The organism is Streptomyces sp. NPDC029159, from assembly GCF_055564055.1.
On record NZ_JBVHWT010000011.1, the window covers coordinates 123759 to 137777 of the forward strand.

At 72.2% G+C, this 14019-nt stretch carries 12 protein-coding genes and 1 pseudogene; 4 read left to right on the forward strand and 9 right to left on the reverse strand.

Annotated elements, in window-relative coordinates:
* Nucleotides 1-120: 120 nt before the first annotated feature.
* The 5 genes from cysS to ACZ4U4_RS21770 all read right to left on the reverse strand — a co-directional run bounded on the left by cysS (nucleotide 121) and on the right by ACZ4U4_RS21770 (nucleotide 4358).
* Nucleotides 121-1512, reverse strand: a complete 1392-nt coding sequence (gene cysS, locus ACZ4U4_RS21750; protein WP_467876786.1) for a cysteine--tRNA ligase — start codon at nucleotides 1510-1512, stop codon at nucleotides 121-123.
* A gap of 161 nt (nucleotides 1513-1673) precedes the next feature.
* Nucleotides 1674-2078, reverse strand: a complete 405-nt coding sequence (locus ACZ4U4_RS21755) for a PPOX class F420-dependent oxidoreductase (protein WP_467876789.1) — start codon at nucleotides 2076-2078, stop codon at nucleotides 1674-1676.
* Between the two features lie 163 nt (nucleotides 2079-2241).
* Nucleotides 2242-2775 carry a 2-C-methyl-D-erythritol 2,4-cyclodiphosphate synthase gene (gene ispF, locus ACZ4U4_RS21760; RefSeq protein WP_467876999.1) on the reverse strand — a complete coding sequence of 178 codons (534 nt, stop codon included), beginning with the start codon at nucleotides 2773-2775 and terminating at the stop codon, nucleotides 2242-2244.
* On the reverse strand, nucleotides 2768-3511 hold the full coding sequence (gene ispD / locus ACZ4U4_RS21765; protein ID WP_467876792.1) for a 2-C-methyl-D-erythritol 4-phosphate cytidylyltransferase: 744 nt from the start codon (nucleotides 3509-3511) through the stop codon (nucleotides 2768-2770). Before ispD ends, ispF begins: the two co-directional genes overlap by 8 nt.
* Before the next feature lie 364 nt (nucleotides 3512-3875).
* Entirely contained in the window at nucleotides 3876-4358 is a 483-nt protein-coding gene (locus ACZ4U4_RS21770; RefSeq protein WP_003953493.1) for a CarD family transcriptional regulator, read from the reverse strand.
* 701 nt (nucleotides 4359-5059) lie between these two features.
* Here ACZ4U4_RS21770 and ACZ4U4_RS21775 point away from each other — a divergent pair.
* Entirely contained in the window at nucleotides 5060-5716 is a 657-nt protein-coding gene (locus ACZ4U4_RS21775) for a copper chaperone PCu(A)C domain-containing protein (RefSeq protein ID WP_467876794.1), read from the forward strand.
* Between the two features lie 99 nt (nucleotides 5717-5815).
* On the opposite strand, the gene phoP is transcribed toward ACZ4U4_RS21775, so the two are convergent.
* Nucleotides 5816-6487: a two-component system response regulator PhoP gene (gene phoP, locus ACZ4U4_RS21780; protein WP_467605373.1), complete on the reverse strand. Its 672-nt coding sequence runs from the start codon at nucleotides 6485-6487 to the stop codon at nucleotides 5816-5818.
* A 5-nt stretch (nucleotides 6488-6492) separates the two neighbouring features.
* Nucleotides 6493-7818 (reverse strand): two-component system sensor histidine kinase PhoR, encoded by a 1326-nt coding sequence (gene phoR, locus ACZ4U4_RS21785; RefSeq protein ID WP_467876796.1) that lies wholly within the window; start codon nucleotides 7816-7818, stop codon nucleotides 6493-6495.
* 622 nt (nucleotides 7819-8440) lie between these two features.
* Between phoR and phoU the strand changes: the two genes are divergently transcribed.
* Complete coding sequence (gene phoU / locus ACZ4U4_RS21790) at nucleotides 8441-9118, forward strand: phosphate signaling complex protein PhoU (RefSeq protein WP_030288826.1); 678 nt, start codon at nucleotides 8441-8443, stop codon at nucleotides 9116-9118.
* 180 nt (nucleotides 9119-9298) lie between these two features.
* A complete protein-coding gene (locus tag ACZ4U4_RS21795) occupies nucleotides 9299-9460 on the forward strand; it encodes a hypothetical protein (protein WP_467876799.1) in 162 nt (53 codons plus the stop codon).
* A gap of 367 nt (nucleotides 9461-9827) precedes the next feature.
* Here the strand turns inward: ACZ4U4_RS21795 and ACZ4U4_RS21800 are convergent, their stop codons facing one another.
* Nucleotides 9828-10589, reverse strand: a complete 762-nt coding sequence (locus ACZ4U4_RS21800; RefSeq protein ID WP_467876801.1) for a phosphoglyceromutase — start codon at nucleotides 10587-10589, stop codon at nucleotides 9828-9830.
* Between the two features lie 398 nt (nucleotides 10590-10987).
* Here ACZ4U4_RS21800 and ACZ4U4_RS21805 point away from each other — a divergent pair.
* A pseudogene (locus ACZ4U4_RS21805) lies at nucleotides 10988-12130 on the forward strand (MDR family MFS transporter); the annotation flags it as partial.
* A gap of 78 nt (nucleotides 12131-12208) precedes the next feature.
* Here the strand turns inward: ACZ4U4_RS21805 and ACZ4U4_RS21810 are convergent.
* Nucleotides 12209-13897, reverse strand: coding sequence for a glycoside hydrolase family 55 protein (locus tag ACZ4U4_RS21810; protein WP_467876803.1), 1689 nt, complete (start codon nucleotides 13895-13897; stop codon nucleotides 12209-12211).
* Between the last annotated feature and the right edge of the window lie 122 nt (nucleotides 13898-14019).

A 14019-nucleotide genomic window follows, 5' to 3' on the forward strand; every position in this document is an offset into this window, starting at 1 on the left:
GTGTCGCCCGCGGCCGCCGGGGAGGGCGAATCCGGACGGCGGCCGGGGTGCCACGGCGACGCTGCCGCCGTGGCGTGCGACGAGGTCAGGGCAGCGCGGCAATGCGGTGCCCGGGGACGGTCACGACAGCGACCAGCGCGGGCCGGACGGGGTGTCCTCGATGGCCAGACCGGACTGCTGGAGCTGGTCGCGGATGGCGTCGGCGGTGGCGTAGTCCTTCCGCCCCCGGGCGGCCTGCCGCTGGTCGAGCACGAGGCGGACCAGCGAGTCGACCACGCCGTGCAGGTCCTCGCCGCGCTCCGCACCGCCGGACCAGCGCTCGTCGAGCGGGTCGAGGCCGAGCACGCCGAGCATTGCCCGCAGCTCCGCGAGGCGGGCGACCGCCGCCTCCTTGTCGTCGGCGGTCAGCGCGGAGTTGCCCTGCCGGACGGTGGTGTGCACGATCGCCAGCGCCTGCGGGACGCCCAGGTCGTCGTCCATCGCCTCGGCGAAGGCCGGCGGCACCTCGGCTGCGGGCTCGACGGTCCCGACCTTCTCCACCACGCGCTGGACGAAGCCCTCGATCCGCGCGAACGCGGCCTCGGCCTCGTGCAGCGCCTCCTCGCTGTACTCGATCATCGAGCGGTAGTGCGGGGTGCCGAGGTAGTAGCGCAGCACGATCGGACGCCAGCGCTTGACCATCTCGCTGACCAGCACGGAGTTGCCCAGCGACTTGGACATCTTCTCGCCGCTCATGGTCACCCAGGCGTTGTGCGCCCAGTACACGGCGAAGTCGTCGCCGAACGCCTTGGCCTGCGCGATCTCGTTCTCGTGGTGCGGGAAGACCAGGTCGACGCCGCCGCCGTGGATGTCGAAGGCGCTGCCCAGGTACTTGTGCGCCATCGCGGAGCACTCCAGGTGCCAGCCGGGACGGCCGCGGCCCCAGGGCGTCTCCCAGCTGGGCTCGCCCTCCTTGGCCGCCTTCCACATCGCGAAGTCCCGCGGGTCCCGCTTACCGGTCTCGCCCTCGCCCGACGGCTGCCGGAGGCTGTCCAGCTCCTGGTTGGACAGCTCCAGGTAGCCGGGGAAGGAGCGGACGTCGAAGTAGACGTTGCCGTCGGCGGCGTAGGCGTGGCCGCGCTCGATGAGGCCGCGCATCATCTCGATCATCTCGGGGATGTGGCCGGTGGCCCGCGGCTCGTAGGTCGGACGGAGGCAGCCGAGCGCGTCGTACGCCTCGTTGAAGGCGACCTCGTTGGCGTATCCGATCGACCACCAGGGGCGGCCCTGCTCGGCGGCCTTCTTGATGATCTTGTCGTCGATGTCGGTCACGTTGCGGACGAACGTCACGTCGTAGCCGCGGTGGCTGAACCAGCGGCGCATGATGTCGAAGTTCAGGCCCGACCGGATGTGCCCGATGTGCGGGGCAGCCTGCACCGTCGCGCCACACAGGTAGATCGAGACACAGCCCGGAACGAGCGGGGTGAAGTCACGGATCTGCCGGGCGCTGGTGTCGTACAGGCGAATCGTCACGGAACCAGGGTAGTCGGAACGAGGGAGTGCCCTGTGCCCCCCGGGGGCACGGTTTCCGAAGCGTGACGCTCGCCCGTTCCGCTCCGGATCACCGTACGCCCCCAGGGCCGCGGACGGTGCCGCCAGGCACCTCCCCGGCGGGCGGCCCGCCGCCCGTTCGCTCAGATGCGGCCCACCACCTTGCGCGGCGTGATCCTTACGACCACCTGCCCGTCCTCCGCCGCCAAGGCAGGCCGGAAGTCGGCGTAGTCCTTCCCCGTGTACTTCCGCGACAGCTCATCCATCAGCTCCCGGCCGCCCTCCGTGGTCAGCGTGGCCGTGCCGCGTATCTCCGCGTACAGGTAGGGCGCGTCGGCCGGCTGGACGAGGACGCCGATACGGGGATCCCGCCGGAGGTTCTCGGCCTTGCGCCGACCGAGCGTCGTGAAGAACAACAGCTCCTCGCCGTCCCGCTGCACCCAGACCGGAGAGAGCTGCGGACTGCCGTCCGGCTGGATCGTGGCCACGGTCACGAACACCGGGGTGTCGAGAAGCTGCTTCAAGTCGTCGGAAAGGATGGCGGTCACGACGGGTCCTTCCAGGGATGCGGGCCGAGCGCGTTCGCTCCGATCTTCCCCCCAACTCCCCGCCGCCCAACGGCATTCCCGCCGATGTCAGGGAGATGCCGGGGCTCCCCGTAGGGGCCGCCCACCGCACCGGCGGACCGCCTCCGGCATCTCCCCTACGGGCTCACGCCGTACGGACCACCAGCGCCGTCGCCACCGCCGCGAGGCCCTCCGCGCGGCCGGTGAGACCGAGGCCGTCCGAGGTCGTGCCGGAGACCGAGACCGGCGCCCCGACGGCGGCGGACAGCGCCCGCTGCGCCTCCTCCCGCCGCTTGCCGACCTTCGGCCGCACACCGATGACCTGCACGGAGACGTTGCCGATGGCGAAGCCCTCGGCCCGTACGATGCGCGCCGCCTCGGCGAGCAGGGTCACACCGGAGGCCCCGGACCACTCGGGGCGGTCGGTGCCGAAGTGCGCGCCGAGGTCACCGACCCCGGCGGCGGAGAACAGCGCGTCGCACGCGGCGTGCGCGACCACGTCGCCGTCACTGTGCCCGGCGAGGCCGTACTCGGCGCCCTCCCACAGCAGCCCGGCGCACCACAGCTCCCGCCCCCGCTCGAAGGCGTGGATGTCGGTACCGATCCCGACGAGCGGCATCCCGGGCAGCCCGACGACGCCCCCCGCATCCGGCCCGGACTGCTCGGCCGGCTCAGACATACCCATCAGTGGCCCTCCTACGGGCGAGTACGGCCTCGGCCAGGACGAGGTCCAGCGGCCGGGTCACCTTGAACGCTTCCTCATGGCCGGGGACGACGACGACCGGCGCCCCGAGCCGTTCCACCAGACCCGCGTCGTCGGTGGCGCCCTCGCCCTCGATGACCGTGTCGTGCGCCTTGAGCAGGGTCTCCCGGTCGAAGCCCTGCGGCGTCTGCACGGCGCGCAGCAGCGCCCGATCCGGGGTGCCGGTCACCGGCTCCGCCTCGCCCCGGGGGCGCGGTTCGACCTGCTTGACGGTGTCGGCGAGCGGCAGCGCCGGGACGACCGCCCGGGCGCCGGAGCGGACCGCGGCGATCACCGCGTCGACGGTGTCGACGGGCACCAGCGGCCGTGCCGCGTCGTGCACGAGGACCACGTCGATGGTGTCGGGCAGCGCGTCGAGCCCGCGGCGCACCGACTCCTGGCGGGTCTCGCCACCGGGCACCACCAGCAGCTCGGCGCGGCCGAAGGAGTGCTCGTCGAGGAGGGCGCGCACCTCGGACGCGCCGTCCGGCGGGGCGACCACGACGACGAGGGAGACGGCGCGGGACGCGGCCATCGCGCGGACCGCGTGGACCAGCATCGGGGTGCCGCCGAGGGTGCGCAGCGCCTTGGGGGCGCCGGGGCCGAGACGGACGCCGCGACCGGCCGCGGGGATCACCGCGGCGGTACGGATCGGGCGGGAGGGATCTGGCATCGAGGGCTCCGGAGTCCGGGAGGTCCCGGAATTGGGGCAGACAGGTTTGTTGTCGCGGCCGACGTGGGTATGGCCTCACCGTGCCGGGCGCCACGCCTCAACCGCCCCTTCCGTGACAGTGGTCGAGGCAGTTGTCCGAGCCCGGCACACCACTTCGCCGCCCGGCAGGCGTCAGACCGTCCCGGGATCGGCCGCGCGGAGCGCAGATATGCCGCAGCGCCCGGCGACAGATCCCCCGGAGGGGTCGTCATCGGGCACCGCGGCATCACTGCGTGCTCACTGCTGCGGCGCGTCGTGCGCGCCGCTCACCACGCCGGTCCGTCCGTGTCGCCGCACGGAGCGCTACGGCGTGGTCTGCGCGTCGTCAGGACGCGAGGACCTCGTCGAGCAGGGCCTCGGCCTTGTCTTCGTTGGTGTTCTCCGCGAGGGCGAGCTCGCTCACCAGGATCTGGCGCGCCTTGGCGAGCATGCGCTTCTCACCGGCGGACAGTCCGCGCTCACGCTCCCGGCGCCAGAGATCGCGCACCACTTCGGCGACCTTGATCACGTCACCGGAGGCGAGCTTCTCAAGATTCGCCTTGTAACGACGGGACCAGTTCGTCGGCTCTTCGGCGTACGGTGCACGCAGCACCTCGAAGACCCGGTCCAGCCCGTCCTGGCCGACCACATCGCGCACACCGACGAACTCCGCATTGTCCGCCGGTACGCGAACCGTAAGATCACCCTGGGCGACCTTCAGCACCAAGTAGGTCTTGTCCACGCCTTTGATCTGGCGAGTTTCGATGGCCTCGATCAGCGCGGCCCCGTGATGGGGATAGACCACGGTGTCGCCAACCTTGAACGTCATGTGACAGGTACCCCTTCCGTGGCTATCCATGCTAACACGGGAACGGACCGTTCTGAATGGCGTTTTCGCAGGTCAGGGCATATCTCGGGGCTTGACAACAGCAGCTGCGTCGTGCTTCAGAGGGGGACGGAATACAGGTATCCGCAGGTGAGAGGTGTTTCTCCGGTGAAGAGAAACGCACCCACGACGAGCCCGGAAGCACCCGTCCAACAGGGTGAAAGGTCCGCTTTGCGCCGATCCGTATGAGCGACTTCCGCTACTCCGTTCGGACTCCGACGATCTCTCGGACGGGTTTCTGGAATTGATCACCTTCGGGTCCGCGGGCCCGGTGATCAATTCCGTGGACGGACGGTTTTCCCGGCGAATACTTCTTTCGTCGGGGAACGGCACAGATTCCGGCCGCCCGACCTCGGTAACCGGCTCTCCGTGCATATTCCCGTCACAAAGCACCCGCCGTCGCACCCCGTGGAAGACACATACGGAGGGGGCAGTTCCGGCGGGGTGGGACGGCCCGTGATCGCGCTGGGGGCGGGTCGGGTGCGGCGGCGCGAAGACGGCTCGGTAACCTAGCGGCGCTGACACACCCTTAGGGCGGCTTTACGCACCCGTCGATCATGACGCGTACGCTGCGCCGCCCAGCCGTCCATCCGCGACCGGACGCCGTTCGGCCGCCGAAGCTCGTCCAAGGAGATGCCGCCGCCGTGAGCCGCAGCCTTCGACGCGGCGTCCTCGCCGCCACCGTCCTCACGCTCTCCATCGCCTCGCTCTCCGCGTGCAGCGCGGGGAACGATGCCCAGACCCTGGAGATCAAGCCGGACAACGCCGAGACCTCCGTCGGTGACATCAGGGTCCAGAACGCCAACGTGGTCACCCAGCCCGACCTGAAGGCCAAGGGCCCGGCAGTGGTCACCGCGACGGTGTTCAACAACGGCACCAAGGACCAGAAGCTCGACTCCATCTCCCTGCCCGGCACCGGCCAGAGCGCCGAGCTGAGCCCGGCGAAGGGCGCCAAGGGCCCCCTCACCGTGCCCGCCCACGGCTACCTGGTGCTCGGCGGCAAGGGCAACGCCTCCGCGGTCCTGGCCAACGGCCGGGAGGCCGCGCAGGACGGCAACGCGCAGCCGGTCACCTTCTCCTTCAGCCGCACCGGCAAGGTCCAGATCCCGGCGCTGGTCGTGCCCGCGCACGGCTACTTCAAGGACTTCGGCCCCGAGATCGTCCCGCAGCCCGGCACCACGCCGACCGCGACCGGCCAACCCACCGAGTCGGGCAAGCCGTCGGAGTCCGGCAAGCCCACCGAGTCGGGGCAGCCCGGTGCGCCCGCCGGTCACGACGGAGAGGCGCACTCCGGCCACTGAGCCGCCGCCACCCGCAGCAACGCCACTGGGGCGCCCCTCCGGATCAGAGGGGCGCCCCAGTGGCGTCCGGTGGCCGCCCCGGAGGGCGGCCGGGCCCGGTCACGGCTCGAACTTGTAGCCCAGGCCGCGGACGGTGACGAGGTAGCGCGGGGCGCCCGGGTCCGGTTCGATCTTGGCCCGGAGCCGCTTGACGTGGACGTCCAGCGTCTTGGTGTCGCCCACGTAGTCGGCGCCCCAGACGCGGTCGATGAGCTGCATACGCGTCAGCACCCGGCCGGCGTTGCGCAGCAGCATCTCCAGGAGGTCGAACTCCTTGAGGGGCAGGTCGACCTTGCCGCCGCCGACGGTCACGACGTGCCGGTCGACGTCCATGCGGACCGGACCGGCCTCCAGGGCCTGCGGGGTGACCTCCTCCGGCTCGCCGCGGCGGCGCAGCACCGCGCGGATCCGGGCGACCAGCTCGCGCGAGGAGAACGGCTTGGTGACGTAGTCGTCGGCTCCTATTTCCAGGCCGACGACCTTGTCGATCTCGCTGTCCTTGGCGGTCACCATGATGACCGGGACGTTGGAGCGGCCTCGCAGCTGGCGGCAGACCTCGGTGCCGGGCAGGCCCGGCAGCATCAGGTCGAGCAGGACCAGGTCGGCGCCGTTGCGCTCGAACTCGTCCAGGCCGTCGGGGCCCGTCGCCGCGATGGCGACCTCGAAGCCCTCCTTGCGGAGCATGTACGACAGTGCGTCGCTGAACGATTCCTCGTCCTCGACGACAAGCACTCGGGTCACGGAAGGACCTCCGGGGCGGGGTGAGCAGGAAGTGGATCGTTGAAGGTCTCGTACGGGCGGTCCTCGTCGTCGAGGCCCTCCGCAGCTGTGCGGTCGTCGGGGCGTTCGCGGTCGCGTACGGCGCCGGCTTCCGGGAGACGCAGGGTGAAGGTGGAGCCCTGTCCCTCAGCGCTCCACACGGTGACCTCTCCGCCGTGGGAGGCGGCCACGTGTTTGACGATGGCGAGGCCGAGGCCGGTCCCGCCGGTGGCGCGCGAGCGCGCCGGGTCCACGCGGTAGAACCGCTCGAAGACACGGTCCCGGTCCTTCTCGGAGATGCCGATGCCCTGGTCGGTCACGGCGATCTCGATCAGGTCGCCGCCGGGTGCGGAGACCCGGCGGGCGGCGATGCCGACGCGGGTGTGCGCCGGGGAGTAGTTGACGGCGTTCTCGACGAGGTTGCCGAGGGCGGCGGCGAGCTGGCCGCGGTTGCCCCAGATGTGCAGGTCGGGGACTGGCAGCGGGCGTCGGCCGGTCTCGCTCTCCGCGGTGGAGCCGGAGGGCACGCCCATGTTGGAGGCCATGGTGATCTGTTTCGTGCCGGCCGGCTGGCGGCAGCGGTCCATCGCCTCGGCGACCAGCTCCTTGACCGCCACCGGCTCGGCGTCCTCCAGCGGGTCGTCGTTCTGGACCCGGGAGAGGTCGATCAGCTCCTGGACGAGGTTGGTGAGGCGGGTGGCCTCGTTCTGCATCCGGCCGGCGAAGCGGGTGACGGCCTCGGGGTCGTCGCTGGCGTCCATCACCGCCTCGGAGAGCAGGGAGAGCGCGCCGACCGGGGTCTTCAGCTCATGGCTGACGTTGGCGACGAAGTCCCGGCGGACCGCCTCGATGCGGCGGGCCTCGGTGAGGTCCTCGACGAGGAGGAGCACCAGCCGGGAGCCGAGCGGGGCGACGCGGGCGGAGACCGCGAGGGTGTCGCCGCGGCCGGTGCCGCGGCGCGGCAGGTCCAGCTCGACCTGGCGTATCTCGCCGTCGCGGCGGGTCTCCCGGGTCATCTGCATCATCGGCTCGACGGCGAGCTTCCCGCCGCGGACCAGCCCGAGCGCGTACGCGGCGGAGCTGGCCTTGACGACGGCGTCGGACTCGTCGAGCACGACGGCGGAGGAGCGGAGGACGGAGAGTACGGTGTCGACGCCGGGCGGCAGGACCGCGTCGGTGTGCAGGGAGGTGCGGGTGGGCTTGACCTGGTCCCGCTCGCTCCAGCGGAACGCCAGCATGGCGAAGACGCCGGTCCCCAGACCGGCGACAGCTGCCACTGCGGCGAAGGCCGCGTCCACGTTCATGACTCCAGGTTATGCGGCAGGTCCGACACTTCCCCAGCCGTCCGGGTGTCTGCTCGAACAGCCGTCGCCCAGAGTTCACCGTGGCGTCAGAAGTGGTTCATTCCGGTGGTCACGAATCGGCCGTTCGGGGCGGTTCCCGGCCATTCCGGCCCCGTCGGCCGCGCCGGGCGGCCTCCGTGTGCTCCCTCGGAAGGGGCACGTCACAGGCGTACGCCGCCGCCCGGAGGGGGGATCCGGGCGCCCGCTCCGGCCGTGGCCGCGTCGCCCAGAGTTCACCTTGAGGCCGTCCCCGCTTCACCCCCGGTGGCACCGCTCTTCGTGATGCCCGCGCACTGTGAGCGGTGCGGATGCGGGCGCGCAGCGGTCCCGCAGCGGCGGACGGCCGTGGCGCCGGGGCGGTCCGTGGAGGCAGTGCTTCCGGTGTCCGTGCCGGATCCGGCGTCCGGACGCGCTCCGGGTCCGCCCGGGACCCCCTTCCCCGGGCCCCGGGCGGCCGGTGGGCTCTTCGCGGAGTCCGGTCCGTCCGCACACCGTCCGTGGGAGCGTGGGAGCGGAACGTGTGTGCGCACCGTCCGCGCCCCCGTTCGCCCACGTCACCAGTCGATGCGAGAGAAGGTCACAGATGCGGGACGCGTACCACGAGGAGCTGGATTCGATCGGCGAGGGCCTGGTCGAGATGGCCCGGCTCGTCGGCTCCGCGATCGGGCGCGCCACCACGGCGATCCTGGACGCGGACCTCAAGCTGGCCGAGAGCGTGATCGCCGCCGACGAGAAGGTCGACGACCTCCAGCGCGATCTGGAGGCCCGGGCGATAACCCTCCTGGCCCGGCAGCAGCCGGTCGCCACCGATCTGCGGATCGTCGTCACCTCGCTGCGGATGAGCGCCGACCTGGAGCGCTCCGGCGACCTCGCCCAGCACGTCGCGAAGCTGGCCCGGCTGCGCTTCCCGGAGACGGCCGTCCCGCGTGACCTGCACGCCACCATCCTGGAGATGGGCCAGCTGGCGCAGCGCCTGATGGCGAAGGCGGGCGAGGTCATCATCACCAAGGACGTCGATCTGGCGCTCCAGCTGGAGCAGGACGACGACGCGATGGACCGGCTGCACCGCGCGCTCTTCCAGCACCTGATGGACGACCGCTGGAAGCACGGCATCGAGACGGCCGTCGATGTGACGCTGCTGGGCCGCTACTACGAGCGGTTCGCCGACCACGCGGTGTCGGTGGCGAAGCGGGTCGTCTATCTGGTGACCGGTGAGCACGCCGACGAGATCGCCCCGCCGACGGGCGTCGAGGGCGCCTGATCCAGCCATGCGCGGCGGACGCGGCCGGGCCCGGAGGCGGGCCGGCCGGTGCGGGGGCGCCGACCGGCCCGTCTCCGGGTGCCGGTGGTGTGCGCCGGGGCCGTGTGCCTCTGCGCGCCGTTGACGCGCCGCGGTGCGCGGGCTTGGAATGGCGACAGGTGATCCAGAGGAGGCATGTTCATGGCACGCAGCACGGAGAACCACGAGACGACGGCCCGCACCGAGCAGGTCCCCGGCGAACGGCCCCGTCTGCCGCTGCTCGGCGCATGCGGCTGCGGCGCCGGGTGCAGCTGCGGCTGCCAGGGCGGCGCGCCCTGCCAGTGCGGCGGATCCTGCGGCTGACCTTCGGGCGGCCGCCCTTCGAGGCACGACGAGCCCCGTACGCCTTCGGGTGTGCGGGGCTTTGTGCCGGGTCCCTGCGTGTTGGCGGTCGCCTACGGGCGGCGGGCCCGCAGGTCAGGGGTGCGGCTGGTCCCCCGTACGGCCGCAAGCTGGCGGCGCGGCGGCTCACCCCGCCCACGGTGGAGCGGCAGGCGTCGCACAAGGAGCGCATCCCGAGGGAGATCGCCCGGCTGCGCCGGGACCAGCCGCAGCAGGGGCAGCAGGACGTGATCTGAGGCCGACCGGCCGCCCCGGGGCGGCCCCGGACCGCCGCGACGAGCCCCCTACCGGTGACAAAACCGCAGGTAGGGGGCTCACCAGCAGGGAATTACTTCTTCTTGCCCTGGTTCTTCACCGCTTCGATGGCGGCCTTGGCGGCCTCCGGGTCGAGGTAGGTGCCGCCCGGGGTGACGGGCTTGAAGTCGGCGTCCAGCTCGTAGGAGAGGGGGATGCCGGTGGGGATGTTGAGGCCCGCGATGTCGGCGTCGGAGATGCCGTCGAGGTGCTTGACCAGGGCGCGGAGGCTGTTGCCGTGGGCCGCGACCAGGACCGTCTTTCCGTCCAGCAGGTCGGGGACGATGCCGTCGAACCAGTACGGGAGCATCCGGACGACGACGTCCTTGAGGCACTCGGTCTGCGGGCGCAGCTCCGGCGGGAGGGCGGCGTAGCGCGCGTCGTCGAACTGGGAGAACTCGGCGTCGCGGGCGAGGGCCGGCGGCGGGGTGTCGTACGAGCGGCGCCACTTCATGAACTGCTCCTCGCCGAACTCGGCGAGGGTCTGCGCCTTGTCCTTGCCCTGGAGGGCGCCGTAGTGGCGCTCGTTCAGGCGCCAGCTGCGGTGGACGGGGATCCAGTGGCGGTCGGCGGCCTCCAGGGCCAGCTGCGCGGTGCGGATGGCGCGCTTCTGGAGGGAGGTGTGCACGACGTCGGGGAGCAGACCGGCGTCCTTCAGCAGCTCTCCGCCGCGGACCGCCTCCTTCTCGCCCTTCTCGTTGAGGTTGACGTCCACCCAGCCGGTGAACAGGTTCTTCGCGTTCCACTCGCTCTCGCCGTGGCGGAGCAGGATCAGCTTGTACGGTGCGTCGGCCATGTCTTCGAGCCTAATCGACGCCCGGTGGGGGAACGCCCCGAGGCCGGGCCGGGCGGGGAGCGCCGCCCCGGGCCGCCGCCGGGGCCGAAGCCGCAGGTGGGCGAGGGGGCGGGCGGCCGTGGCCGGTGCGGGTGGCGGGGTGCGTGGGCGGGGGCGGGCGCCCCGGGCGGCCGGTGGCTGCCGCCGGTCCGGAGTGCCCGGGCGGGCCGCGTGCGCCGGGGGCGCACGGTCGGCGCTGCCCGCCCCCGGGACGTTTGACGGTTCCCGTCAATTCGTTGGCCGTGGCGTCGGGGCGCTCAGTAGTTTTCCGAGCGGTGGCGGCGCCCGGTGGGGGCGCCGCCGGTCCGGTCGGGTGCCGTGCGCGGTGCCGTCGTCCGCTCACCGTCGGGGGAAATGACATGCCCGCAGCATCGCGGTTCGCCAGGGCTCTGCCCGCGAGCTTCTCCGGTCTTCCGGCCCAGTTCTGGTGGCTGTGGACCAGCACCCTGGTCAACCGCCTCGGCGGCTTCGTCTCCACTTTTCTGGCCCTCTATCTGACCGTCGAGCGCGGCTACTCCGCCTCGTACGCGGGGCTCGTCGGCGCGCTCTACGGGCTCGGCGGGGTGGTCGGGTCCATCGGGTCGGGGGTGTTGACGGACCGGGTCGGGCGGCGGCCGACGATGCTGCTGTCGCAGCTGGCGACCGCCGCTTCGGTGGCGACGCTCGGGTTCATGACGCATCCGGTGGCCATTGCGGCGGTGGCGGGCGTGGTCGGCGCCGCCTCCAGCGCCTCGCGGCCCGCCGTGCAGGCGATGATGGCGGACATCGTCGCGCCCGAGGACCGCACCCGCGCCTTCGCGCTCAACTACTGGGCGATCAACATCGGCTTCGCCGTCTCCTCGACGGCTGCCGGGCTGATCGCCGAGCACGGCTATCTGCTGCTGTTCCTCGGCGAGGCGACGCTCGTCCTGGTCTGCGCGCTGGTGGTGTTCCGCAAGCTGCCGGAGTCCCGTCCGCAGGCGGCGCAGGCGGGCGCCGGGACGCGGGAGGCGCCCGCGCGGGTGTCGATGCTGACGGTGGCGCGCGACGGCCGCTTCATGACGGTCGTCGGGCTCAACCTCCTCCTCGCGCTCCTCTTCCAGCAGGCGTATGTGTCACTGCCGGTGTCGATGGGCCGCGACGGGTTCGGCAGCGGCGACTTCGGGCTGGTCATCGCGGTCAACGGCGCGCTGATCGTGCTGCTCCAGATACCGGTCACCCGCTTCATCGAGCACCGCAGCCCCGCCGCGCTGCTGATCGGCTCCGCGCTGCTGGCCGGGTACGGCTTCGGGCTCACCGCGGTCGGCGGTTCGGTCGCGGTGTACGCGGTGACGGTCGCCGTCTGGACGCTCGGTGAGATCATCAACTCCCCCACCCAGATGGGGCTGGTGGTCCGCCTCTCGCCCACCCACGGCCGCGGTCGCTACCAGGGCATGTACTCCCTGTCGTGGTCGGTCGCGTCGCTGACCGCGCCGCTGGTCGGCGGCACCGTCATCGACCACTACGGGCCGCAGGTCCTGTGGGCGGGCTGCGCCGTCGTCGGCACCGGCGCGGCGGTCGGCTACGCGCTGCTGCTGCGCCGCCTGCCCGGCACCGGTGCCTCACAGCCGCAGCGCACGCTGCGCGTCGTAAAGGTTGGGCGGGAAGACCGCGCCCGGGTGTCCGTACCGCTCGGTGCGGGTGCGCAGCGGTCCGGTGAAGTCGGGGGTGTCGATCTGGCCGAACGGGCGGACCTCGCTGATCGCGACGGTCGCGCTGTACGGGGCGATGTCGTCGAGCCGTACGCAGCCGGCCCGGTGGTTGGTGACGGTGATGTTCCAGTGGGTGAAGCGGGCGCCGTAGAGCGGTCCGGCGCTGCCGTCGCCGCCGTGGGCACCGTCGTTGGTGAGGGTGATGTCCGTACGGACGTCGGCGAAGGGCAGTCCGCGGTGGGTGTCGAAGGTGCCCATCGCCATCCGGCCCCGTGACCAGACGTTGTGGCTGGACAGCCCCTCGACGTTGATGCCGTGGAGCTGGGTGCCGGGCGGCGCCGGGACGGTGCGGCGGTCGAGGGTGAAGTCCTCGACGAGGTTGTCGTGCGAGCCCTCGCGGCAGCAGTACGGATGGTGGCTGCCGCGCCCGGAGACGCGGGTGCGGCGCAGGGTGCACGCCTTGGCGGCGACGAGCAGGAAGCCGTTGTCGGCGTGGCGGACGTGGACGTCGTCGACCCAGCAGTCCCAGGCGCACTGGAGGGCGACGCCGTTGTAGCCCTTGTCGAGGAGGTGCGGGGACTGCGGCGTCTCGGTCATCTCCAGGGTGAGCGCCTCGACCCCGGCGCCGGTCAGCGGCGTGATGTGGGTGGTGAGGCGGGGGTGGAAGGCGGGGCGGGCGTCGAGCGGCAGCGGGCGGTCGAGGGTGATGCGGCGGTCTCGGGGTGCGACGGCGGCGACCCGGCAGGGCCACTCGTAGGGAACGTACGAGGTGAGCTTGGTCCTGTCGTCCCAGGGATAGGTGGCGGCGCCCGGGATGTCGCCGCTCATATGGCGCAGGAGGGTGTGGTCGGCGTCGTCGGAGAGCTGGAGCAGGACGCGGGCGCCGGGGTGCAGGGCGGAGGTGTCGGCGACGGTGAGGGTGCGGTCGCCGCGGCGGGCGGGGCGGACGGTGGTGAGGGTGCGCCAGGCGTCGCGGCGGTTGCCGGTCCAGCCCTCGAACGGCCAGTCGCGGGCCCGGATGGCCTCGGTCAGCGACTCCCAACGGGCCTGCGGGCAGAGCCAGATGAGGCCGCCCGCCCAGGACCAGCTGGATTTGTCGCCGCCGTAGCGGCTGCCGTACGGGCCGATGAGATCGGTGAGGCTGCGGGTGGCGTGCAGCGTGGTGCGGTCGCTGCCCGCGCCGCGCAGAACGACGTTGTCGTGGCCGATGCGGATGATGCCGTCGATGCGGTAGGTGCCCGGCGGGAGGTACACGGTGCCGCCGCCGCGCCGCCCGGCGTCCCGTAGCGCGCGGTTGAGGGCCGGGGCGGCGTCCGCGGAGCCGTCGGGTCGGACGCCGTAGTCCCGGACGGCGTCGGCCACTACGGGACGCCGGGGCGGTTCGGCGCCGCCGCGGTATCCGGCGCGGCCCACGTAGGGGATCTGCGGGTGGGTGAAGGGGCTACGGGTGAACTCCCGCCAGAGGGCGGCCGTACGGTCCCCGGCGCCCGCCGGATCCGCGGTGGCCGGAGGTGCGGCGTGCGCGGTGCCGGGTGGCAGGGCCGCCGCCGCGGCGACGCCGATCGCACCGCCGAGCAGCCTCCGTCTCGTGGTCGCCATGCGTCCCGCCCTCCCCCGTATACGCATGTGACGACGTATACGTATGTGATCGGTGTTCAGGTTGCTGACGGCGTGAGGATGCCACGGGTCACGGACGGGCGGAAGAGGGACGGAGAACCTCG